The organism is Streptomyces sp. NPDC050416, from assembly GCF_044458845.1.
In the GTDB taxonomy this organism is placed as follows: domain Bacteria; phylum Actinomycetota; class Actinomycetes; order Streptomycetales; family Streptomycetaceae; genus Streptomyces.
In genome coordinates this window covers 160,464-181,305 of record NZ_JBITII010000011.1, presented here as the reverse complement: position 1 = coordinate 181,305, position 20,842 = coordinate 160,464, and the positions used below count along the sequence as shown (strand labels likewise).

The 20,842-nt window shown below is 72.2% G+C and carries 23 protein-coding genes; 9 read left to right on the top strand and 14 right to left on the bottom strand.

The annotated features are described in order from the left end of the window. Position 1: 1 nt before the first annotated feature. Together ACIBL4_RS30555 and ACIBL4_RS30550 are read right to left on the bottom strand one after the other, a co-directional pair. Positions 2 to 361, bottom strand: coding sequence for a hypothetical protein (locus ACIBL4_RS30555; RefSeq protein ID WP_356923906.1), 360 nt, complete (start codon positions 359 to 361; stop codon positions 2 to 4). A 2-nt stretch (positions 362 to 363) separates the two neighbouring features. Beyond that, on the bottom strand, positions 364 to 1,113 hold the full coding sequence (locus ACIBL4_RS30550; RefSeq protein WP_399415012.1) for a LytR/AlgR family response regulator transcription factor: 750 nt from the start codon (positions 1,111 to 1,113) through the stop codon (positions 364 to 366). Between the two features lie 124 nt (positions 1,114 to 1,237). Here ACIBL4_RS30550 and ACIBL4_RS30545 point away from each other — a divergent pair, with 124 nt between their 5' ends. From ACIBL4_RS30545 to ACIBL4_RS30525, 5 genes are all read left to right on the top strand, one after another. After that, positions 1,238 to 1,753, top strand: a complete 516-nt coding sequence (locus ACIBL4_RS30545) for an Lrp/AsnC family transcriptional regulator (RefSeq protein WP_399415011.1) — start codon at positions 1,238 to 1,240, stop codon at positions 1,751 to 1,753. A gap of 126 nt (positions 1,754 to 1,879) precedes the next feature. Continuing rightward, complete coding sequence (ddaH, locus tag ACIBL4_RS30540; protein ID WP_399415010.1) at positions 1,880 to 2,701, top strand: dimethylargininase; 822 nt, start codon at positions 1,880 to 1,882, stop codon at positions 2,699 to 2,701. Beyond that, positions 2,698 to 3,933 (top strand): ornithine--oxo-acid transaminase, encoded by a 1,236-nt coding sequence (gene rocD, locus ACIBL4_RS30535; RefSeq protein WP_399415009.1) that lies wholly within the window; start codon positions 2,698 to 2,700, stop codon positions 3,931 to 3,933. The genes ddaH and rocD overlap by 4 nt, the downstream gene beginning before the upstream one ends. Positions 3,934 to 4,530: 597 nt before the next feature. Next, positions 4,531 to 7,005 carry a SpoIIE family protein phosphatase gene (locus tag ACIBL4_RS30530; protein WP_399415008.1) on the top strand — a complete coding sequence of 825 codons (2,475 nt, stop codon included), beginning with the start codon at positions 4,531 to 4,533 and terminating at the stop codon, positions 7,003 to 7,005. 67 nt (positions 7,006 to 7,072) lie between these two features. Then, positions 7,073 to 8,314, top strand: a complete 1,242-nt coding sequence (locus ACIBL4_RS30525) for a PP2C family protein-serine/threonine phosphatase (protein WP_399415007.1) — start codon at positions 7,073 to 7,075, stop codon at positions 8,312 to 8,314. Between the two features lie 7 nt (positions 8,315 to 8,321). Here ACIBL4_RS30525 and ACIBL4_RS30520 read toward each other — a convergent pair whose 3' ends face one another. Next, entirely contained in the window at positions 8,322 to 8,777 is a 456-nt protein-coding gene (locus ACIBL4_RS30520) for an RpiB/LacA/LacB family sugar-phosphate isomerase (RefSeq protein WP_399415006.1), read from the bottom strand. Between the two features lie 319 nt (positions 8,778 to 9,096). On the opposite strand from ACIBL4_RS30520, the gene ACIBL4_RS30515 reads away from it, so the two are divergent. Together ACIBL4_RS30515 and ACIBL4_RS30510 are read left to right on the top strand one after the other, a co-directional pair. Continuing rightward, entirely contained in the window at positions 9,097 to 9,819 is a 723-nt protein-coding gene (locus ACIBL4_RS30515) for a lysophospholipid acyltransferase family protein (RefSeq protein ID WP_356923763.1), read from the top strand. A 128-nt stretch (positions 9,820 to 9,947) separates the two neighbouring features. Then, the gene (locus ACIBL4_RS30510; protein ID WP_399415005.1) at positions 9,948 to 10,973 is read left to right on the top strand and encodes an NAD-dependent epimerase/dehydratase family protein; all 1,026 of its coding nucleotides are present in this window, start codon (positions 9,948 to 9,950) and stop codon (positions 10,971 to 10,973) included. An 8-nt stretch (positions 10,974 to 10,981) separates the two neighbouring features. Here ACIBL4_RS30510 and ACIBL4_RS30505 read toward each other — a convergent pair whose 3' ends face one another. From ACIBL4_RS30505 to ACIBL4_RS30475, 7 genes are all read right to left on the bottom strand, one after another. Continuing rightward, the gene (locus tag ACIBL4_RS30505) at positions 10,982 to 11,746 is read right to left on the bottom strand and encodes an urease accessory protein UreD (RefSeq protein WP_399415004.1); all 765 of its coding nucleotides are present in this window, start codon (positions 11,744 to 11,746) and stop codon (positions 10,982 to 10,984) included. Next, the gene (gene ureG / locus ACIBL4_RS30500; protein ID WP_399415003.1) at positions 11,743 to 12,432 is read right to left on the bottom strand and encodes an urease accessory protein UreG; all 690 of its coding nucleotides are present in this window, start codon (positions 12,430 to 12,432) and stop codon (positions 11,743 to 11,745) included. Before ureG ends, ACIBL4_RS30505 begins: the two co-directional genes overlap by 4 nt. Before the next feature lie 73 nt (positions 12,433 to 12,505). Further along, a complete protein-coding gene (locus ACIBL4_RS30495) occupies positions 12,506 to 13,180 on the bottom strand; it encodes an urease accessory UreF family protein (protein WP_356923767.1) in 675 nt (224 codons plus the stop codon). A 10-nt stretch (positions 13,181 to 13,190) separates the two neighbouring features. Further along, the gene (locus ACIBL4_RS30490) at positions 13,191 to 14,912 is read right to left on the bottom strand and encodes an urease subunit alpha (RefSeq protein WP_399415002.1); all 1,722 of its coding nucleotides are present in this window, start codon (positions 14,910 to 14,912) and stop codon (positions 13,191 to 13,193) included. After that, a complete protein-coding gene (locus ACIBL4_RS30485; RefSeq protein ID WP_190050893.1) occupies positions 14,905 to 15,216 on the bottom strand; it encodes an urease subunit beta in 312 nt (103 codons plus the stop codon). Before ACIBL4_RS30485 ends, ACIBL4_RS30490 begins: the two co-directional genes overlap by 8 nt. 13 nt (positions 15,217 to 15,229) lie before the next feature. Further along, on the bottom strand, positions 15,230 to 15,532 hold the full coding sequence (locus ACIBL4_RS30480) for an urease subunit gamma (RefSeq protein WP_010355509.1): 303 nt from the start codon (positions 15,530 to 15,532) through the stop codon (positions 15,230 to 15,232). Positions 15,533 to 15,649: 117 nt separating this feature from the next. Then, complete coding sequence (locus ACIBL4_RS30475) at positions 15,650 to 16,309, bottom strand: TetR/AcrR family transcriptional regulator (RefSeq protein WP_399415001.1); 660 nt, start codon at positions 16,307 to 16,309, stop codon at positions 15,650 to 15,652. A 177-nt stretch (positions 16,310 to 16,486) separates the two neighbouring features. On the opposite strand from ACIBL4_RS30475, the gene ACIBL4_RS30470 reads away from it, so the two are divergent. Continuing rightward, positions 16,487 to 17,479 (top strand): ABC transporter permease, encoded by a 993-nt coding sequence (locus ACIBL4_RS30470; RefSeq protein WP_399415000.1) that lies wholly within the window; start codon positions 16,487 to 16,489, stop codon positions 17,477 to 17,479. Positions 17,480 to 17,558: 79 nt separating this feature from the next. Here the strand turns inward: ACIBL4_RS30470 and ACIBL4_RS30465 are convergent, their stop codons facing one another. The 4 genes from ACIBL4_RS30465 to ACIBL4_RS30450 form a co-directional block, all read right to left on the bottom strand. Next, complete coding sequence (locus tag ACIBL4_RS30465) at positions 17,559 to 17,849, bottom strand: type II toxin-antitoxin system Phd/YefM family antitoxin (RefSeq protein ID WP_399414999.1); 291 nt, start codon at positions 17,847 to 17,849, stop codon at positions 17,559 to 17,561. Between the two features lie 132 nt (positions 17,850 to 17,981). After that, the gene (locus ACIBL4_RS30460) at positions 17,982 to 18,356 is read right to left on the bottom strand and encodes an NUDIX hydrolase (protein WP_399415151.1); all 375 of its coding nucleotides are present in this window, start codon (positions 18,354 to 18,356) and stop codon (positions 17,982 to 17,984) included. A 32-nt stretch (positions 18,357 to 18,388) separates the two neighbouring features. Then, on the bottom strand, positions 18,389 to 19,894 hold the full coding sequence (locus ACIBL4_RS30455; protein ID WP_399414998.1) for a peptide deformylase: 1,506 nt from the start codon (positions 19,892 to 19,894) through the stop codon (positions 18,389 to 18,391). 153 nt (positions 19,895 to 20,047) lie between these two features. Then, positions 20,048 to 20,278, bottom strand: coding sequence for a hypothetical protein (locus tag ACIBL4_RS30450; RefSeq protein WP_399414997.1), 231 nt, complete (start codon positions 20,276 to 20,278; stop codon positions 20,048 to 20,050). A 195-nt stretch (positions 20,279 to 20,473) separates the two neighbouring features. On the opposite strand from ACIBL4_RS30450, the gene ACIBL4_RS30445 reads away from it, so the two are divergent. Further along, complete coding sequence (locus ACIBL4_RS30445) at positions 20,474 to 20,809, top strand: hypothetical protein (protein ID WP_399414996.1); 336 nt, start codon at positions 20,474 to 20,476, stop codon at positions 20,807 to 20,809. The last annotated feature ends 33 nt before the right edge of the window (positions 20,810 to 20,842 follow it).

Genomic DNA, 20,842 nt, shown 5'->3' with positions numbered 1-20,842 from the left:
GTCATCGGTCTTCGACGAGGCGTACGAAGTCGCGCTCGTTGCGCTCGGCGCGGCGGACGTACCAGCGGGCGAGCAGGACCAGCGGGGCGTAGAGGCCGAAGCCGAGGACGGCCCACTCCAGGCGGCGGGTGTCGGGCATCGCCGCGAAGAGCAGCGGAAGCGGGCCGATGAGCAGCCCCAGGATCGCGAAGACGGTGAGGGCGGCGCGCAGTTGGGTGCGCATCAGGGACCGGACGTAGGTGTGGCCGAGGGTGGTCTGCTCGTCGATCTCGGTGCGCGGGCGGTAGTAGCCGGAGGCCCTGCGGTTCTGGCGGGGCGGGCCGGTGACGACGACGCGGCGCTCGGTGTGGTCCTGGGGCACCGTCACGTCCTCCTCATGAGCAGGTCGCGCAGTTCGCGCGTGTGGCGCCGGCTGACCTGGAGCTCCTCGGAGCCGACGATGACGCTGACGGTGCCCGCGTCGAGGCGGAGCTCGCCGATGTGGCGCAGGGCGACGAGGTGGCGGCGGTGGATGCGGACGAAGCCGCGGGAGCGCCAGCGCTCCTCCAGGGTGGACAGCGGGATGCGGACCAGGTGGCTGCCCTTGTCGGTGTGCAGCCGGGCGTAGTCGCCCTGCGCCTCGACGTGGGTGATGTCGTCGACGGAGACGAAGCGGGTCACCCCGCCGAGCTCGACGGGTATGTGGTCGGGGTCGGGCTCGCTCACGGGGATGCGGGGCGCGGCACCACGGAGCTCGGCGGCACGTCGTACGGCCTCGGCGAGCCGTTCCTTGCGGACGGGCTTGAGGACGTAGTCGACGGCCTTGAGGTCGAAGGCCTGGACGGCGAAGTCCTCGTGGGCGGTGACGAACACGACGAGCGGCGGCCGGGCGAATCCGGTGAGCAGCCGGGCCAGGTCGAGGCCGTCGAGGCCGGGCATCTGGATGTCGAGGAAGACGACGTCGATCGCCTCGGGCCCGCCCGGGCCGGACTCCAGGGCCCGGTTGATGCGGCGCAGCGCCTCGGTCGCGTCGCCGGCACCCTCCGCGCTGCCGATGCGGGGGTCCGCGTGCAGCAGGTAGAGCAGTTCCTCCAGCGAGGGGCGTTCGTCGTCGACAGCCAGGGCACGCAGCATGAACCCGGAGTGTAGGGGCGATCCGTACGTCTGGACATGTGCCGGTGGACGTTGCCCCAGGGTGAAGGGCCCGCGCCGGGCCGGGCGCGGCGCGGGCCGGGATGCCGGTGGATACAGTGCCCGCATGAACAGCAGGTCCACGCCGTTCGACGAACTCGACCGGAAGATCATCACCGCGTTGATGGCGAACGCCCGGACGTCCTTCGCCGAGATCGGCACGGTGATCGGGCTGTCGGCCACGGCGGTCAAGCGCCGGGTCGACCGGCTGCGGGAGACGGGCGTGATCACCGGGTTCACGGCCACGGTGAAGCCGTCGGCGCTGGGCTGGCGGACGGAGGCCTACGTCGAGGTGTACTGCGAGGGCGCCGCCCCGCCGCGGCGGCTCGCGGAGGTGGTGCGCAACCACCCGGAGATCACCGCGGCGATGACCGTGACGGGCGGTGCGGACGCGCTGCTGCACGTGCGGGCGCGGGACGTGGAGCACTTCGAGGAGGTGCTGGAGCGGATCCGCCAGGAGCCCTTCATCCGGAAGACGATCAGCGTGATGGTGCTGTCCCATCTGCTTCCCGAGAGCCCGGAGGCGGGCGCCAGCCAGCCGGCGCCGGAGGCGGTCCCGGGCGGCGCAGCAGACGTGCGCTGACCGGCCTCAAGACGCAGCGTTCCTGCGTGGACGCGCAACCATTGTTCCTTGTCGGCCGCCCGTGTCAGTTCCTACCGTTGTGTCAACCCACAGTCACACACCGTGAGGAAGCGGAGGGACCCCTCTGTGCCCGACTCCCGTGTGCCGCGCCGGCGGCGCTACCTCGTCTGCGAACCCAGACACTTCGCCGTGCAGTACGCGATCAACCCGTGGATGCATCCCGACGAACCCGTCGACGTCATCCGCGCCCTGGACCAGTGGCAGGCGCTGGTCGACACCTACCGTGCCCACGGCCATACCGTGGACACTGTGAAACCCGTTCCCGGTCTGCCCGACATGGTCTTCGCCGCGAACGCGGCGGTCGTCGTCGACGGCCGCGTCTTCGGCTCCCTCTTCCACGCGCCCGAGCGCCGCCCCGAGTCCGTGCCGTACGAGGCGTGGTTCAAGTCGGAGGGCTACGAGGTCTACCACCCCGAGTCGGTGTGCGAGGGCGAGGGCGACCTGGTGCCGGCCGGCCGCTGGATCCTGGCCGGGACGGGCTTCCGTACGACCCGGGAGGCGCACAGCGAGGTGCAGGAGTACTTCGGGAGGCCGGTGATCAGCCTGACGCTGGTGGATCCGTACTTCTACCACCTCGACACGGCGCTGTTCGTCCTCGACGACGACACCATCGCCTATTACCCCGAGGCGTTCTCGCCGGGCAGCCGCGAGGTGCTGGCCCGGCTGTACCCGGACGCGGTGCTCGCCGACCGCGAGGACGCGATGGCGTTCGGGCTCAACTCCGTCTCCGACGGGCGGCACGTGTTCATCTCACCGGGGGCGACGGCCCTGGCCGGCCGGCTCGCCGACCGGGGTTACGTCCCCGTCCCCGTCGACCTGTCCGAGTTCCAGAAGGCCGGTGGCGGCATCAAGTGCTGCACCCAGGAGATCCGGGAGATCCGCTCATGACCGCACCCGTCCGTACCCAGGACTCGCAGGAGACCCGCGGCTCCGAGGAGCTCATCCGCGCGGAGGAGCCGGTCCTCGCGCACAACTACCACCCGCTGCCCGTGGTCGTCGCCCGCGCCGAGGGCACCTGGGTGGAGGACGTGGAGGGGCGGCGCTACCTCGACATGCTGGCCGGCTACTCGGCGCTCAACTTCGGGCACCGGCACCCGGCGCTGATCGAGGCCGCCCATCGCCAGCTCGACCGGCTGACCCTGACCTCGCGGGCCTTCCACAACGACCGGCTCGCCGAGTTCGCGGAGCGGCTGGCGGCGCTGACCGGGATGGACATGGTGCTGCCCATGAACACCGGTGCGGAGGCGGTGGAGAGCGGGGTGAAGGTGGCCCGCAAGTGGGCCTACGACGTCAAGGGCGTCCCGGCCGACCGGGCCACGATCGTGGTCGCGGCGGACAACTTCCACGGCCGTACGACGACGATCGTCAGCTTCTCCACCGACGAGACCGCCCGGGCGGGTTTCGGGCCCTTCACGCCGGGCTTCCGGATCGTGCCGTACAACGACCTGGCCGCGCTGGAGGCGGCGGTCGACGAGACGACGGCGGCGGTGCTGATCGAGCCGATCCAGGGCGAGGCGGGCGTCATCATCCCGGACGACGGCTATCTGGCCGGCGTGCGGGAGCTCACCCGCCGCAAGGGGTGCCTGTTCATCGCGGACGAGATCCAGTCCGGGCTCGGCCGTACGGGCAGCACGCTGGCGGTCGAGCACGAGTCGGTCGTGCCGGACGTGGTGCTGCTGGGCAAGGCGCTGGGCGGCGGCATCGTGCCGGTGTCCGCGGTGGTCTCCCGGCGGGAGGTGCTCGGGGTGCTGCACCCCGGGGAGCACGGGTCGACCTTCGGCGGCAACCCGCTGGCGGCCGCGGTCGGCACTGCGGTGGTCGGGCTGCTCGAGACGGGCGAGTTCCAGCGCCGCGCGACCGAGCTGGGCGCGGTGCTGCGGGACGGTCTGACGGGCCTGGTCGGCAAGGGCGTCGTCGGCTTCCGCTCGCGGGGCCTGTGGGCGGGCGTCGACATCGACCCCGCGCTCGGCACGGGCCGCGAGATCAGCGAACGCCTCATGCGCGAGGGAATCCTGGTCAAGGACACCCACGGCTCCACGATCCGCCTGGCCCCACCGCTCACGATCACGGGCGAGGAACTCGAAGGGGCGCTGGGGACGCTGGAGAAGGTGCTGCGGTGAGAGGGAGCGGGCTGCGGCGGAGGCCGCCCGGACGGGGACGGATGACGAGCGGCTGACGGCGAGGGCCGCCGGACGGCGTCGGTGGCGGGGCCGCCTGGCAGGGAGGCCGCCTCGGAAGCCCCCCGGCAAAGCGGCGCTCACTGTGGGGCTGACGCCTGGGCCGCCGGGCGGGGCATCGATGACGGGAGCCGCCAGGCAGGAAGCCCGCCTCGAAAACCCCCCGCCAAAACGGCGCTCACCGTGGGGCCGACACCAAGGCCGCCGGGCCGGGCATCGATGGCAGAAGCCGCCTGGCAAGGAGACCGCCTCGAAAACCCCCCGCCAAAACGGCGCTCACCGTGGGGCCGACACCAAGGCCGCCGGGCGGGGCATCGATGACGGGAGCCGCCTGGCAGGGAGGCCGCTTCGGAGGCCGACGCCGGTGTCCGCCTGGCAGGAGGCCCGCATCGATGGCCCCCGGCCAGGCGGCGCCGGCGAAGCCGCCCGCCCCACCACCAGCCACCCCGACCGGCCCCGTACAAGCCGCCCCCGCATGCCGGAAGGGTGAAGATTGAGGCAAGAGGTGGTAGACCACTCTCAGCTACAGAGAGGTCGGCCGTGGGCGCACACGAGGAGTACGGTCGGCGGCGGTTCGACGTGGCCGACGCCGTGCCCCTGTTGCTCGATCCGCAGGGCGTGGTGACGGGCTGGACCGGCGAGGCCGGGCGGCTGCTGGCGTACCCGGCCGCCGAGGCGGTCGGCAGGAAGCTGGCGGACCTGCTGACGGCCGAGGACGCGCAGCGCGTGCCGGACCTGGTCGAGCGGTGCCGCAGGGACGGCGGCTGGACGGGGCTGCTGACGGCCCGCCACAGGGACGGCCGGCCCGTGAGGGTCGCCGCCCGGATCACCCCGGCCGAGGAGGCGCACGGCGGCGAGCGCTGGCTGATGCTGCTGTCGGAGCTGGCCGACGCGCCCGGCTGGGACATGAGCCGCACGGTGCTGGAAAGGATGGTGTCCGACGCCCCGGTCGGTATCGCCATCGTGGACACGGACCTGCGTTTCGTGTGGTCGAACGCCGCCCTGGAGCAGTTCGGCGGCGGACCGCCGGCCCGGCGGCTCGGCCTGCGCTTCGCGGACGTCCAGCCCGGCCTGGACGCCCAGGCGGTCGAGGCGCAGATGCGGCACGTGCTGGAGACCGGCGAGGCGGTGGTCGGGTACGAGCACGTGGGCCGTGTGGTGTCGGCGCCGCTGCGCGAGACCGCGCACATGCTGTCGTTCACCCGGCTCGAGGACGACCGGGGCCGCCCGATGGGCGTGTACTACACGGTCGTCGATATGACCGAGCGGCACCGCGCCCGGCAGCGGCTGGCGCTCCTCGACCGCGCCAACGAGACCATCGGCCGCAGCCTGGACCTCACGCGCACCGCGCAGGAACTGGCCGACGTGGCCGTGCCGGGACTGGCCGACCTCGTCACCGTGGACCTGCTGGAGACGGTGCTGCGGGGCGCCGAGGTGACGCCCGGGCCGCTCGCGGACGCCGAGCCGGTGGCGCTGCGCCGGACGGGGCACCGGTCCACGCAGGAGGGCGTCCCGCAGGCCGTCGTCGAGATCGGCGAGATCGCAACGTACCCGGCCGGGTCGCCCCCGGTCCGCTGTCTGGCCACGGGACGGACCTGGCACGCCGAGCGGCTCGATCCACGGGACCGGGTGTGGGTCACGGACGCCCCGGGCGGCCCGCGGTCCACCTTCTCGGAGCTGGGCCTGCACAGCGTGATGGTCGTGCCGGTCCGGGCCCGCGGCACCACCCTGGGCATCACCACCTTCTTCCGGCGCCACGGCAGGGAGCCCTTCGACGAGGAGGACCTGCGGCTGGCCGAGGACCTCGTCTCCCGCGCGGCCGTCTGCGTGGACAACGCCCGGCGCTACACGCGCGAGCGCGACGCCGCGCTCGTCCTCCAGCGCAGTCTGCTCCCCCACCGGCTGCCCGAACTGGACGCGGTCGAGGTGGCCGCGTGCTACCGGCCGGCCGACGAGCTGACCGGTCTGGGCGGCGACTGGTACGACCTCATCCCGCTGTCGGGGGCACGCGTCGCGCTCGTCGTGGGCGAGGTGCCCGGGCACGGCATCGACGCCGCCGCGGCCATGGGGCAGTTGCGCACGGCCGTACGGACGCTGGCCGCTCAGGATCTGCCGCCGGAGGAGGTCCTGGCGCACCTCGACGACCTGGTGGCGCGGTCGGCCCGGGAAGAGGGCGCCGAGCCGGGCGCGGCGGGTTCCGCGGGCACGCAGTGCGTGGGCTCCGGATGTGTGTACGTCGTCTACGACCCGGTCGACGGCGGGTGCGCGATGGCCGCCGCGGGCCATCCGGTGCCGGCCGTGGTCCTGCCCGACGGCTCGGTCGGCTTCGTCGATCTTCCGCAGGGGCCGCCGCTCGGCGTGGGCGGCCCGCCCTTCGAGGCGGTCGAACTGTCCCTCGTGGAGGGCAGCACCCTCGCCCTGCACACGGACGGGCTGCTGGCCCGGTCCGAGACCTGGGCCGTCGACGCCGGCCGGGAACGGCTGCGCGGGGCGCTGGAAGGGGCGGGCCCGCTGGACGCGCACTGCCGGCACGTCGTCGACGCCCTGGTCCCGGCACGCCCGTACGACGACGTGGCGCTGCTGATGGCCCGGACGAAACGTCTCGGCGCCGAGCAGGTCGCGGCCTGGGACCTGGACCCCGACCCGGCACTCGTCGCCGACGCCCGCCGCAGGGCCACCCGGCAGCTGGCCCGCTGGGGGCTGGAGGAGCTGGCGTTCACCACGGAACTGGTGGTGAGCGAACTGGTCACCAACGCCATCCGGCACGCCCCCGGGCCCCTCCGGCTCCGCCTGATCCGGGAGCGCGCCCTGGTCTGCGAGGTCTTCGACACCGGCGCGACCGCTCCCCATCTGCGCCATCCCCGTACGACGGACGAGGGCGGGCGCGGCCTGCTGCTGGTGTCCCAGCTGACCCAGCGGTGGGGCACGCGGTTCATCCAGGACGGGAAGATCATCTGGGCGGAGCAGTCCCTGACGGAGCTCCCCGAGCTGCCCGTGGCGGCGCTCGGGGAGTGAAGCCGGAGCCGGATTCCCCCATACCGTGGGAAACTGGTCTGACCCCGGCAGTGGTGAGGCGGCGGCCATGACGGATTCGGCGATCGACTACGCGGCGGTCTTCCAGGCCCTGCCCGGCATGGTGGCGCTGCTGACGCCCGAGCTGGTGTACGCGGACGTCAACGAGGAGTTCGTCCGGGCGTCCGGCCGCTCCCGCGAGCAGCTCGTCGGGCACTACCTGTTCGACGTCTTCCCCGACAACCCCAACGACCCGGCCTCGACGGGCATGCGCAACCTGGAGGCCTCGCTGTACCGGGTCCTGGCGACCGGGGAGCGTGACGCCATGGCGCTCCAGCGCTACGACGTCGAGGATCCCGAGCGGCCCGGGGAGTGGCAGGAGCGCTACTGGAGTCCGGTGAACGCGCCGCTGCTCGGCCCCGACGGCAAGGTGACGCTGATCCTGCACCGGGTCGAGGAGGTCACGGAGCTGATCCGGGCCCGGGGCCGCTCGGGGTCAGGTCGGGGCGGCCGGTCCCGGGTCCTGGAAGCCGAGCTGTACACGCGCGCCCGCGAGCTCCAGGAACTCAACGAGCGGTTGCGGCAGGCCCACTCCCGGGAGCGGGAGGTGGCGCTGGCCCTCCAGGAGGCGATGCTGCCCGACCGCCGTCAGGTCAGCCCCCACCACCGGGCCGCCGTCCGGTACCGGCCCGCCGTGGGCGCGCTCAACGTGTGCGGGGACTGGTACGACCTGGTCGACCTGGTCGACGGGCACCGCGTCGGCGTGTCCGTGGGCGACGTGGTGGGGCACGGGCTGAGGGCCGCCGGTGTCATGGGCCAGTTGCGCAGCGCGCTCAGCGCGGCCTCCCGGGTCGCCGAGGGCCCGGCCCAGGCCCTGGACGTGCTGGGGCGCTACGCCCACGTGGTCGAGGGCGCCGAGTCGGCGACCGCCGTGACGACCTTCATCGACTTCGACCGGCACACCATCACCTACAGCAGCGCCGGCCATCTCCCGCCCCTGCTGGTCCACCCCGGCGGCCGCGCCGAGTTCCTCGACGGGGCCACGGACACCCCGCTCGACGCCCGCCCCGACCCGATCCCCCGACCCCAGGCGGAGACGGCCTTCACACCGGGTGCCACGCTCGTGCTCTACACCGACGGCCTGGTCGAGCGGCGGGGCGAGGACATCGACACCGGCCTGGCCCGTCTCGCGGACGCGCTGTACCGGAACCGGGAGCAGGATCCCGAGCGCCTCGCCGACACCGTCCTGCTGGAGCTGCTGCCGCCGGGCGGTGCCACCGACGACACCGCGCTGATCGTCGTGCGGCTGTGACCGTGGCCTACCGGCGGTTGGCGCCGTGGTCGAGCAGCCGGACGCGGTCCACGTTCTGCCGGTCCTCGGCGTCCGCGCTGGGCTCGCCGGCGAACCACGCGTCGAGGATCTCCTTCAGCAGCGGCTCGGACGTGAGCCGCAGACTGAGCGCGAGGACGTTGGCGTCGTTCCAGCGGCGGGCCCCGTCGGCCGTGTAGGCGTCCGCGCACAGGGCGGCCCGCACGCCCGGCACCTTGTTCGCGGCGATCGAGGCGCCCGTGCCGGTCCAGCAGCACACCACGGCCTGGTCGGCCGTCCCGTCGGCGACCTCGCGGGCCGCGGCCTGGGAGCACACCGCCCACTGGGGGTCGTCCCCGGGACGCAGCGCGCCGTGCGGGCGCACCTCGTGTCCTCGCTCGCGCAGCGCTGCCACGAGGGAGCGGGCGACGGGCTCGTCCATGTCCGAGGAAACAGAGATCCGCATGCTTCGCAGAGTACTCGGCCTGGCCGCAAGAACCAGCGGTTGGCCAGGCACCCCTCGGATCCCGCCACGCCGCCCGTTCGGCTTGCCGGTCACCCGTGTGGCGCAGCACGCTGGTCCCGCGGTTCTCCCCTGCCGCAGGAGCACCACCGGACGCACCTCCCTGACTGACCGTCAGTCAATCGGCAAAGGATCGGCCCGGTCCGGTCCCACGAGGTGCCCGGTGACCACGCCTGCACCTACACTGGCACCCCACGACATGCCGGTTGACCTGCTGGAACGCGGCGGTTGAGTCCACCGCAAGAGTCGAGGAGCGCCCGCTTTGTTCTACTACCTGCTGAAATACGTGCTGCTGGGGCCGCTGCTGAGACTGGTTTTCCGGCCTCGGATAGAGGGCCTGGAGCACGTTCCTTCGGAGGGTGCCGCCATCATCGCCGGCAATCACCTGTCGTTCTCGGACCACTTCCTGATGCCCGCGGTCCTCAAGCGGCGCATCACCTTCCTGGCGAAGGCCGAGTACTTCACGGGCCCGGGCATCAAGGGCCGTCTGACGGCGTCGTTCTTCCGCAGCGCGGGGCAGATCCCCGTCGACCGCTCCGGCAAGGACGCCGGGCAGGCCGCGATCCGCGAGGGCCTCGGCGTCCTGAGCAAGGACGAGTTGCTCGGCATCTACCCGGAGGGCACGCGCTCGCACGACGGCCGGCTCTACAAGGGCAAGGTGGGCGTCGCGGTCATGGCCCTCAAGGCCGGCGTCCCGGTCATCCCGTGCGCGATGATCGGCACCTTCGAGGCCCAGCCGCCCGGCAAGGTCATCCCCAATGTCCACCCCGTCGTGATCCGCTTCGGCAAGCCCCTCGACTTCTCCCGCTACGAAGGCATGGAGAACGAGAAGGCCATCCTGCGCGCCGTCACCGACGAGATCATGTACGCGATCCTCTCCCTGTCCGAGCAGGAGTACGTCGACCAGTACGCGGCCGTTGTGAAGGCCGAGGAGGCCGCCGCCGCCGCGAAGGAGCGGAAGTTCCCGCGCCTGCCGCTGACTTGAGGCGTCTGCTGTGGGCCATGTGAGGTGTCTGCTGTCGGCCATGTGAGGCGTCTGTCGTCGACCCGTTGAGGCCTCTGCCGTCGGCAGAAGCCGTCTCCCCGGCCGCCTTTACCGTCTACGGTCGCGTCATGAGACGTGCTGTGGTGATCGGGGCGGCCGGGCAGACAGGCAGGCCGGCGGTGGAGGCGCTGGCGCGGGACGGCTGGGAGGTGACGGCCGCGTCGCGCGGCGGGGCCCGGGACGAGAGCTGGCCCGGCGAGGTGCGGACCGTGCGGCTGGACCGCGAGGACGACACGGCACTGGCCGCGCTGGTCGGTGACGGCTGCGACCTGGTCGTCGACATCGTCGCCTACGGGGCCCGGCACGCACGGCAGTTGACCGGTCTGGCCGACCGCATCGGCTCGGCCGTGGTCGTGTCGACGGTGTCGGTGTACGAAGACGGCACGGGCCGCGGCTTCGACACGATGAGCGAGCCAGGCGGTTTCCCCCGGTATCCCGTGCCCGTACGGGAGGACCAGCCGACGGTCCCGCCGGGGGACGCCACCTACAGCACCGGCAAGGCCGCCCTGGAGAGGGAACTCCTCGCGGCAGGCGACCGGTTGCCCACGACCCTGCTGCGCGCGGGCGCGATCCACGGTCCCCACAGCCCGCTCCCCCGCGAGCTGTACTTCGTGAAACGGAACCTCGACGGCCGGCGCAGGCGGGTGCTCGCCTACCGGGGCGAGAGCCGTTTCCACCCCTCGGCCGCCCGCAACATCGCCGAACTGATCCGGCTGGCGGCCGCCCGGCCCGGCTCGCGGGTGCTCAACGCCTGTGATCCGCAACCGCCGACGGTGGCCGAGATCGGGGCGGCGGTGGACGCGGTGATGGGAGTGGAGACGCGGACCGTCCTGGTGGGCGGGGCGGCACCCTCGCCGTCCGTGGGCAGCTCGCCCTGGTCGGTGGAGCTGCCGGTGGTCTTCGACATGTCCGCCGCCGAGCGGGAGTTGGGCTACCGGCCGGTCGTGACCTACTCCGAGAGCCTGCCGGAGACGGTCGACTGGCTCACCCGCCGCCTGTCCGGGCAGGACTGGAAGGACGCGTTCCCGACTCTGGCACGGATCTACCCGGACCTGTTCGACTACGCGGCGGAGGACTCCTGGTTCGGGGCGTGAGCGGAAGCCTACGACCGCGCGAGTGACGCCAGTGCCTCGTCGAGCAGCCGCCGCAGCCGCAGCGCGTCCGGCGCCACGGCGGTCACCAGGACGGCGGGCCCGGCGAGCGGGACGAGACAGGCCCCTTCCCCGAGTGCTCGGGCAGGCACCGGTTCGGCGGCGAATTCCGGGCGTACGACGATCAGTTGCCCGACCGCACGATGACCGGCGAGCACTGCCGGGCCGTCCCAGCCGCCCGGCGCGCCGGGCCCGCACGCGAGTTCCTGGTCGAGCACGGCCTGCCCGGCGACCCGCACGGTCAGCCGGCTCGTCAGCCGCCCGGGTTCCTCACCGGCACGCCCGAGCACCTGCTCCTCGCGCAGCACGAGCCGGGCCGTGGCGGCCAGCCCGACGCGGGTCGTGACGTGCAGGTCACTGCCCTGGGCGGAGATCAACTGCTCGGGCAGCCAGTGCAGTTCGGCCCGGTCGGCGACATCGAGCCGGACGTCGTAGCGCGCCTCTCCCTTGGCCTGCCCCGGCAGGGCGATGGTGGCGGCGGCCGAGCCGACGGACAGCCGTGCTCCCTCCTCCGCCCGGGCCCGCACGGTGAAGTGGTCGCCGCCGAGCGGCCCGCTCATCGCTCCGACCAGCATGACCCGCGCCTCGGCACCACTCCCCCGGGTGCGCCGCAGCGCAAGCGGCCCGTCGCTCTCCAGCACGGGCAGGGCCGTCCCGCCCCGGCCGTCGTCCCGGGCGACGATCCTCGCGACGGACCGCACGCCGGCGCTGTTCACGCTCGGGCCGTCCACGCGGCGAGCTGCGCACGCACCCAGGCGGCGACCTCCGCCACCCCGGGCTCGCCGCGCAACGACTGGAAGACGACCGGGAGTTCGGCCCGCTGCGCCTTGGCGTCGGCCGCCATCCGCGCGAGGTCGGAGCCGACGTACGGGGCGAGGTCGGTCTTGTTGACGACGAGCAGGTCGGCGGTGGTCACGCCCGGCCCGCCCTTGCGCGGAATGTCGTCACCCCCCGCCACGTCGATCACGAAGATCTGCGCGTCGACGAGCCCCTTGGAGAAGGTCGCGGTGAGGTTGTCCCCACCGGACTCCACGAGGACCAGGTCCAGCGGCCCGACGGCGTCCTCCAGGTCCTCCACCGCTTCCAGGTTGGCGGAGATGTCGTCCCGGATCGCGGTGTGCGGGCAGGCTCCCGTCTCCACCGCGGTGATCCGCTCGGGCGGCAGCACGGCCTCGCGGAGCAGGAACTCGGCGTCCTCGCGGGTGTAGATGTCGTTGGTGACGACCGCGAGGGACAGCTCGTCCCGCAGTGCGCGGCACAGCGCCGCGACGGTGGCGGTCTTCCCGGACCCGACGGGCCCGCCGAGTCCGATCCGCAGGGCCCGGCGGCCGCCGTCGGGGCGGAGGGCGTCGGCGCTCACGGCGCCGGGGCCGTCGTGCGTGTGATCGTGGCCGAGGTGCATGGGGCGGCTCCCGCGTTCTTGTCCGAGTGATTCGAGTAAAGGTCCAACTGATTCGAGTAAAGGGATGATCCGTCTAGGAGGCGAACAGCCGCACGGGCCAGCCGGCGTGTATCTCCGCCCCGATCTCCAGCAACGGCGCCGACCCCGCCGGCAGCGCGTCGACCCCCTCGTCGACCACCCTCCGCGCCGCCTCCACCGCCCGGTCCACGACGCGGTCCACCTCCGGCGCCAGCCGGGCCAGCACCCCCGTCGCGTCGAAGGGGTCCAGACTCAGCAACCGCACCGTCGCCGTGGCCGGCCCGCTGACGCTCTCGTACGCCGCGCAGTACGCCGCGTCGACCGGTCCCAGCCCGGCCGCCCGCGCCGCCAGCCCGAGCACCACCGGCTGGTGAGCCCCCTTGGGGAACTCCCGGGCCAGCGCGTCCAGTTCCGCGGACGGCCAGGTCGTCCGGGCGGCCCGCATCAGCTGCCGCCCCAGCTTGCGCGCGGCGACGCGCAGCGCGGGCGAGGGCGTACGGGCGTCCGCGGCACGGTCCAGCGCGACGGGGTCGATCCCCAGCGCGGCCGCCGCCGAAAGGGCGGCCGCCATCGAACCTGCCGTGTGCAGCCGCCCCCGGCAGAACTCCGCCAGGCTCGCCGCTCCACTGATCCGCCCGGCCTTGACCGCCGCCTCCGCCCCGCCGGAGTGGGCGTGACCACCGGCGGGGAAGCGGCCGTCGGCCAGGACGAGAAGTGCCGCACGTGACATCAGGACGTCCTCAGAACAGGAAGTACCGCTGGGCCATGGGCAGTTCGGCCGCCGGCACCGCCTCGACCAGCTCACCGTCGATGTGCACGGCGAAGCTGTCGGGATCGACCCGGACCTCGGGCCGGGCGTCGTTCTCCCGCATGTCGGCCTTGGTGACCCCGCGCGTCGACTCGATCGCCACGAACCGCTTGCCGAGGCCCAGCCGCTCCGGCAGCCCGTCCTCGACGGCCAGGGGCGCGACGAAGTTGAGGGAGTTGACGGCGGGTGCCCGCCCGATCGCCCCGAACATCGGGCGCGGCAGGACCGGCTGCGGTGTGGGGATCGAGGCGTTGGCGTCGCCCATCTGCGCGTAGGCGATCTGCCCGCCCTTGATGACGAGGTGCGGCTTGACGCCGAAGAAGGCCGGCTCCCACAGCACCAGGTCGGCCAGCTTGCCGCTCTCCACCGACCCGATCTCCCGGGCCAGGCCCTGGGCGAGCGCCGGGTTGATCGTGTACTTGGCGACGTAGCGGCGTACCCGACGGTTGTCGGCGCGGCCGTCCCCGGGCAGCGCGCCCCGGCGCCGCTTCATCACATGGGCGGTCTGCCAGGTCCGCATGACGACCTCGCCGACGCGCCCCATGGCCTGGGAGTCGGAGGAGATGATCGAGATCGCGCCGAGGTCGTGCAGGATGTCCTCTGCGCCGATGGTGGACGGCCGGATCCGGGACTCGGCGAAGGCCAGGTCCTCCGGAACGGCCGGGTTGAGGTGGTGGCACACCATCAGCATGTCGAGGTGTTCCTCGGCGGTGTTGACGGTGAACGGCCGGGTCGGATTCGTGGAGCTCGGCAGTACGTGCGGCTCGGAGACCACGGTCATGATGTCCGGCGCGTGCCCGCCGCCCGCGCCCTCGGTGTGGTAGGCGTGGATGCCCCGCCCGGCGATCGCGGCGAGCGTGTCGCCGACGAACCCGGCCTCGTTGAGGGTGTCCGTGTGGATGGCGACCTGGACGCCGGTCTGCCCGGCGACGGTCAGCGAGGCGTCGATGACGGCCGGGGTCGAGCCCCAGTCCTCGTGCAGCTTCAGGCCGAGTGCGCCGCCCCGGATCTGCGACAGCATCGCCTCGTGGGAGACGGTGTTGCCCTTGCCGAGCAGGCCGATGTTGAGCGGATAGGCCTCCATGGCCTCCAGCATCCGCGCCAGATGCCAGGGCCCGGGGGTCACGGTGGTGGCCTTGGAGCCCTCGGCGGGGCCGGTGCCGCCGCCGACCAGGGTCGTGATGCCCGCGGACAGTGCCTCGTCGGCGATCTGCGGGCAGATGAAGTGCACGTGGGCGTCGATCGCGCCCGCCGTGAGGATCCGCCCGTTGCCGGCGATGATCTCGGTCTCGGGGCCGATGACCAGGTCCGGGTGCACGCCGTCCATGGTGTCGGGGTTGCCGGCCTTGCCGATCCCGGTGATCCGCCCGTCGCGGATGCCGACGTCGGCCTTGACGATGCCCCAGTGGTCGATGATCACCGCGCCGGTGATGACGGTGTCCGGGGTGCCCTCCGAACGGGTGGTGCGCGCCTGGCCCATGGACTCGCGGATGACCTTGCCGCCGCCGAACACGGCCTCGTCACCGGCGCGCCCAGGGCCGCCGGAACGGTCCTCCTCGATCTCGACCAGCAGATCGGTGTCGGCGAGCCGGATCCGGTCGCCGGTCGTCGGGCCGAACAGGTCGGCGTACGCGGCACGTGAGATCTCAGGCATCGAGGGCACCTCCGGTCTCCCCGCGCAGACCGGGCACGACGCGGGCGCCGGTCAGCGGTACGAGTTCGACGTCGACGGGGATCCCGGGTTCGAAGCGCACGGCCGTGCCGGCGGCGACGTTCAGCCGCTTGCCGCGCGCGGCGGCGCGGTCGAACTCCAGACCGGGGTTGGCCTCGGCGAAGTGGTAGTGGGAACCGACCTGGACGGGCCGGTCGGCGGCGTTGAGGACGGTGAGCCGGGTGACCTCGCGGCCCTCGTTGTACGCAATCGGTCCGTCGGCGAACAGGATCTCTCCGGGAATCACGGCGGCCTCCCCGTCAGACGATCGGATCGTGGACGGTGACGAGCTTGGTGCCGTCCGGGAAGGTGGCCTCGACCTGGACGTCGTGGATCATCTCCGGGATGCCCTCCATGACGTCGTCCCTGGTGAGCAGCTTGCGCCCGGAGGCCATGAGCTCGGCGACGGTACGGCCGTCACGCGCGCCTTCGAGGATGTGCGACGTGATGAGCGCGACCGCCTCCGGGTGGTTGAGCTTCAGCCCTCGGGCCCGGCGCTTCTCGGCCACGTCGGCCGCCACGTGGATCAGCAGCCTCTCTTGCTCGTGCGGGGTCAGTTGCACGTCCCACCTCACAGTCCTCGCTCCGGACCGTGCGGGGCCCGGCTGCCGCAGCCCCAGGGACAGGGGAAAAGCCCTGGTGACGTGGCGGCAGGCTAATTGGACCGCGTTTCGGGCACGTTAACCGAGCTGTGATCCACCGGTTGCGCTGTGATCCACCGGGGCCTCGTCCCGCATGCTCATCAGTGCCCGCAGACCGTCCCGGAGGGTGTCGACCGGGGCGGGCCCGAAGAGGGACTGCTGTGCGATGAACCCCAGCACGGCGGCGATCATCGTGCGGGCCACGTGGTCCGGCGCCACGTCCGCCCGCATCATCCCGGCCTCCTGGTAGCCCTCGACGATCCTCCCCCAGGCCGCGCGGACCGAGCCGTAGCCCTCCCGCAGGAGGGCCGCGAGCTCCTCGTTGCGCAGCGTCTCCGTCCACACCTGGATGACGAGCCGCGGAAAGGCGGGCCGGCCGTCGACGACCAGGGACTCACGAGCGGCGAGCGTCTTGCCGAGGACGGAGGCGACGAGTTCGTCGGGCGGCGGGGGCGGACTCTGCCGGGCCGCTTCCTCGAAGGCCCCGCGGACCGACCCGAGCACCTCGGCGACGATCGCGCCGATCAGCTCCTCCTTGCCGCTGAAGTAGCGGTACACCGCACCCGCCGAGAGATCGACCTCCTTCAGCACGTCCTGCATGGACGTGGCGTGGAAGCCGTTACGGGCGAAGCAGAGCGCGGCGCCGTCGAGGATCTGGCGGCGGCGGGCGTCGAGATGTTCCTGGGACACGCGGGCCATGATCCCCAACATAAAACGAATATTCATTCTTGACAAGCGATCGTCAGCAGAGCACGGTGAGAGCAGAGCAAAACGAACGATCCTTCTTTTTAACGCTCCCTCCCGCTCCAGCACTGGCTCCAGCACTGGCTCCAGCACTGGCTCCGGTTCCGGTTCAGCTCGCTTCAGGAGACCCTTATGCCTACCCGCAACCGCCGACCGATCGCGGTCGTCGTCCTCGTGCCCGTCCTGGCGGCTCTCGCCCTGTGGGCCTTCGCCTGGCCGGCCTCCCGTACAGCACCCCGCGACCTGCCGCTGGGCGTGGCCGGACCGCCCGCCGCGGCGGCCCAGGTGGAGCGGCAGCTGGAGCGGCACGAGGGCGCCTTCGACATCCACCGCTACGCCGACGAGGCCGCCGCCCGGGACGCCATCGAGGACCGGAGCGTCTACGGCGCCGTCGTGGTCACGCCCCAAGGGCCCGAACTGCTCACCGCGTCCGCGGCCGGACCGACCGTCGCGCAGTTCCTCCAGCAGGCCGTGGCACGGCAGGCCGCCGCCGGGGGCGTACAGGTCGAGACGGTCGACGTCGTCCCCACCCCCGCCAGTGATCCGCGCGGCGCGGTGCTGAACGCCGCCGTACTGCCGCTCGCCCTGGCCGGCATCGCGGCGGGCGCGGCGGTCACCCTGCTGGGGCTGCGCGGCATCCGGGCCGTGCTGGCACTGCTCGGTGCGTCCGCCCTGGTGGGCGTGGCCGCGGCCGGGATCGCGCACAGCTGGCTCGGGGCGCTGGGCGGCGACTGGTGGGCGGAGGCTGCGGTGCTCGGCCTGTCCACGGTGGCCGTCGGCGGTGCCGTCGCCGGCCTCGCCGCCCTGATCGGCCCCGCCGGCACGGGCATCGGCGCCGCGGTGGTGATGCTGCTGGGCAACCCCTTCTCCGGCGCCACTTCGGCCCCCCAGATGCTGCCGGAGTCGGCCGGCGCGATCGGCCAGTGGCTGCCGCCCGGCGCGAGTACGACACTGCTGCGCTCGGTGTCGTACTTCGACGGCGCGGCGGCGACCGGCCCCGCACTGACCCTGACCTGGTGGGCGGCGCTGGGTCTGGGTGCCGTACTGCTCGGCAGCTCGCTGCGGGCGCGGAAGCCGGGCAGCGAGCCCGCGCCCGACCGGCGGGAGCTGTCGGCCGTCGGCTGATCACCGCCCGCCGCGCCCGGGCGGCGCCACAGCAAGCGACCGTGCGCCCCCGCCGTAGCGGACGGGGACGCACGGTTTTTCATGAGGCCGGGCCGGCCCTCCGGTGCTCCGCCGCGATACCGAACCGCTGGGGTTCGCCAGGAGCGGACACGACCTCGCGGACCGTGGAGACCGCGCTGATCACCTGCTCCTCAGCGGGCTCCGCGAGCTCCTGGGTCTCGTCGAGTCGCCGCAGGTCATCGGCTGAGACGAGGGCGACGAGGGGCTTGCCGTGCCGGGTGACGACGACGCGTTCACCGCCGTACACCACGCGGTTGATCAGGTCGGCGAGCTCAGCCCTGGCTTGCGTCACCGGAATCTCGTAGGCCATGTCCCTAGCTTAAAGGGCCTCCATAGTGTCCACAGGTCCCACAAGGACCGGGAAAACCCGAGGTCAGCGGCAGCGTTCCCGTCGTCTTACGTCGAGTCTGTGAGATATGTGTGAGATGGCGGGGCCTGCGGCTCAGCCGGCCAGGGCGCTGTTCAGGTACTCCTGCACTGGCCCGTGTACGCCCTGGGGGACGAGCTTGCGGAGGTCGCTGAGGGAAGCCCACGCGACCTCTGCGACCTCCCGGGTGCTCCCTGCTCTGGCAGCACCCGAGACGAGCGTGCAGGCCACATAGACCAGCTGTCGGCCGGTGTCCGGGTGGGTGCGCTCGCCCAGGACCCGCACCGCCTCAACGAGCACCCTGGCCTCCTCGCCGGCTTCCCGCACGGCTGCCTCCTCCGGCCCCTCGCCGGGTTCGACCTTGCCGCCCGGGAACACCCACACCAGGCCCCCCTCTGCGATGGCGCGGCGAGCCAACAGCACACGCCCTCCAGCCACGATCACGGCCACAGCCACGCGCGGGGCAGAAGCAGCCACAGCGGTTACTCGCCGGGCTTGGCGTATTGCCAGCTGCTCCCTGTGCCCCGGTACTCCGACACCGGAATGGGTTCGACGCCGTTCCGCATCCGGGACCGGTACAGCTGGCCGTGCAAGTGGTCGACCTCGTGGGCGACGAGCCGGGCCATGCCTCGCTCGAAGATGGTGATGCGCTGCCGGCCATCAATGTCCGTGTGCTCGACGCTGATGGCGAGCGGCCGGGGCACCTTGCCGCGCACGTCAAAGAACGACAGGCACCCCTCGTACTGCTCGTCCGTCTCGGGCGACTCTTCGACGATGCGCGGGTTGAACAGGGTGATCGACTCGCCCTCAGGGGAACGGACGATCGCCGCGGCGCGGTCGATGCCGATCTGCGGGGCCGCCATCCCCATGCCCTTGCCGAACACGTGGACCGTGGCGGCCCGCTCGCAGGCGGAGACCAGCTCAGCGACCACTCGGCGGGCGTCCTCGGCCTCCGCTGGTAGTTCGAAGGTGCGGGCGGTCTTCGTCAGGATCGGGTCGCCCTCCTGGACGACGCCGATGGCGCGCATCCTCTCGCTGGCGGGCGCTTCGGTCTCCACGGTGGGCAAGGTCTCCTCCTGGTCTGGGCGTGCGCGGAACTTCCATTCGAGCCGGTAGCGGGCGTGCAGGGGCGGATCCTCGGTCGACCACGCAAAGACGCTGCGCCCGTCCTCCTGCGTCTGGCGTATGGCTGTTCGGAACGGCAGGGCCGCCGCAGTCATCGTCGTCTCCGTGCCCCACACCTGCGGCTGCAGCTCGGCCGGGAAGTCGAGGCGCACCGACAGTAGATGCGTCGGTAGGCGCACGGCACGCTGGAACCAGGTGCCCCACTTGTCGTCGCCGACGGTGTAGCTGTACTCAAGCCACGCTGACTCCCCGGGGTACAGCGGGTAGCGGCCGTGGTCGTTCTCGAAGAGCAGCCAGAGTTCTTTGAAGGCGTCGCGGTCATGTTGGACGCGCCAGGTGAGCGGCTCGCCGTTGATGCTGGCCTCCAGCTGGATCTCTTCCCAGGTGAGCGGGTGCTCCCGGAAGTGGGCGTTCGACCGCTCGGGGTCTCCCGGGTAGCGGTCGACGCTGATGCGGATCAGGTACCGGGCGACGGGGTCCGGGCTGTCGTTGTAGAGCCGGCGCCGCTGAGTTGCTCGGTAGACGCGGCCGTCGTAGTGCAGCGAGGTGTCCTCGTGCTCGACGATCAGGCTTGCCGCGTGCGAGTCCCCTGCGCCGTTCTCCGGGGCCGTCTGGTGTGCGGTGGGGGTTCGGCCCTCGAGGTCGCTGTGCGCCCGCGTGATGGCGCCTCCTGCCCGCAGTACCCGGTCCGCCGCAACGGCGAACGAGGCCGACGGCCGCTGCTGCCCTCCCTCGACCTTGGAGATGTACGAAGGGGTGTAACCGACCCGGCCGGCGAGAGCAGTTTGGGAGAGGCCGCGGACATCCCTCCAGCGCTTGAGCTCCGCGATGAACGCTTCGTTCGGCTGCTGCTGGGTGGCCACTGCCGCCTCTCCCCTTATGCCTGTGAGTGATCTATGAATGAGCGGCGTTCAGCCTGACGTCACAGGTCACCTCTCCGATTACCTCGTGGTGATCGCACTCACCCAAGTCGGAGAGGCGCACCGATGAACGCCTACTCGCCGTTCCTGCCCGCGTCAGTTCTGCTTCGGTGTGGACCAGGCGCCAGCTGGTGGACGCTCCGGAAGCTTGGCGCCCGGCCGGCGCATGTACCAGCGCATGAACTCGCGCAGCACCTTCGCGCGAGGGCTACGGCCCTCGGGGTGTACGGCTCGGGTGGCGTCACCGAAGGGGAACCACTCGTCATCGGGGGCTCGGAATCTGCGGGGGACGTCGTACTTGTCGTCGTCGGTGGTCTCGGGCGTCATGCCCTGAGGGTACTGAGTTGTAGCCACGACGGGCAATATCCGAGCACCCGCTCTCGTGGCTACAAGATTCTTTGGCGAACGGCTTGCTTTGTAGCAACAAGTGGGTCTAGCTTTGTAGCAACGAAAGCGGCCCCCGGAGGTGCTGGTAACACCGACGAGGGCCTACGGAACCCCTGCCACAACAGGAGAGCCGCTGTGAGTCATTCTCGCACGCCCCGCAGCCGTACCCTCAACGCCGTCAACGGTGTTGACCTCGGCATCCTCTACACCACGATCTCGGCCGGCATGATGCTGGTCCGCCGCTACCTCACCGGCCGCGGCGTCGACCAGGCGTTCGCCGACCGCTACGGCTCCGCCTTCGGCCGCACCGCCGCGAAGCTCTACCGCGCCGGCCACGGCGTCGAGCCCCGCAAGGCCTGGTCCAACGTCTCCGGCAAGTGGCGCCGGGTGAACGGCCACCTCCCCGCCGACCTCGACGTCCTCGACGAGGCCTTCACGACCTACCCGCGCACCGCCGCTTACGCGGCCTGAGCGCCCCCTAGACCACCTATCCCACGGCCGCCG

Coding starts and splice junctions, on each gene's coding strand:
- ACIBL4_RS30495 (WP_356923767.1), bottom strand. CDS start 13,180: ATGTCACGTGCGGCACTTCTCGTCCTGGCCGACGGCCGCTTCCCCGCC.
- ACIBL4_RS30550 (WP_399415012.1), bottom strand. CDS start 1,113: ATGCTGCGTGCCCTGGCTGTCGACGACGAACGCCCCTCGCTGGAGGAA.
- ACIBL4_RS30510 (WP_399415005.1), top strand. CDS start 9,948: ATGAGACGTGCTGTGGTGATCGGGGCGGCCGGGCAGACAGGCAGGCCG.
- ACIBL4_RS30520 (WP_399415006.1), bottom strand. CDS start 8,777: ATGCGGATCTCTGTTTCCTCGGACATGGACGAGCCCGTCGCCCGCTCC.
- ACIBL4_RS30490 (WP_399415002.1), bottom strand. CDS start 14,912: ATGCCTGAGATCTCACGTGCCGCGTACGCCGACCTGTTCGGCCCGACG.
- rocD (WP_399415009.1), top strand. CDS start 2,698: ATGACCGCACCCGTCCGTACCCAGGACTCGCAGGAGACCCGCGGCTCC.
- ACIBL4_RS30545 (WP_399415011.1), top strand. CDS start 1,238: ATGAACAGCAGGTCCACGCCGTTCGACGAACTCGACCGGAAGATCATC.
- ACIBL4_RS30525 (WP_399415007.1), top strand. CDS start 7,073: ATGACGGATTCGGCGATCGACTACGCGGCGGTCTTCCAGGCCCTGCCC.
- ACIBL4_RS30465 (WP_399414999.1), bottom strand. CDS start 17,849: ATGGCCTACGAGATTCCGGTGACGCAAGCCAGGGCTGAGCTCGCCGAC.
- ureG (WP_399415003.1), bottom strand. CDS start 12,432: ATGCACCTCGGCCACGATCACACGCACGACGGCCCCGGCGCCGTGAGC.
- ACIBL4_RS30450 (WP_399414997.1), bottom strand. CDS start 20,278: ATGACGCCCGAGACCACCGACGACGACAAGTACGACGTCCCCCGCAGA.
- ACIBL4_RS30475 (WP_399415001.1), bottom strand. CDS start 16,309: ATGGCCCGCGTGTCCCAGGAACATCTCGACGCCCGCCGCCGCCAGATC.
- ACIBL4_RS30470 (WP_399415000.1), top strand. CDS start 16,487: ATGCCTACCCGCAACCGCCGACCGATCGCGGTCGTCGTCCTCGTGCCC.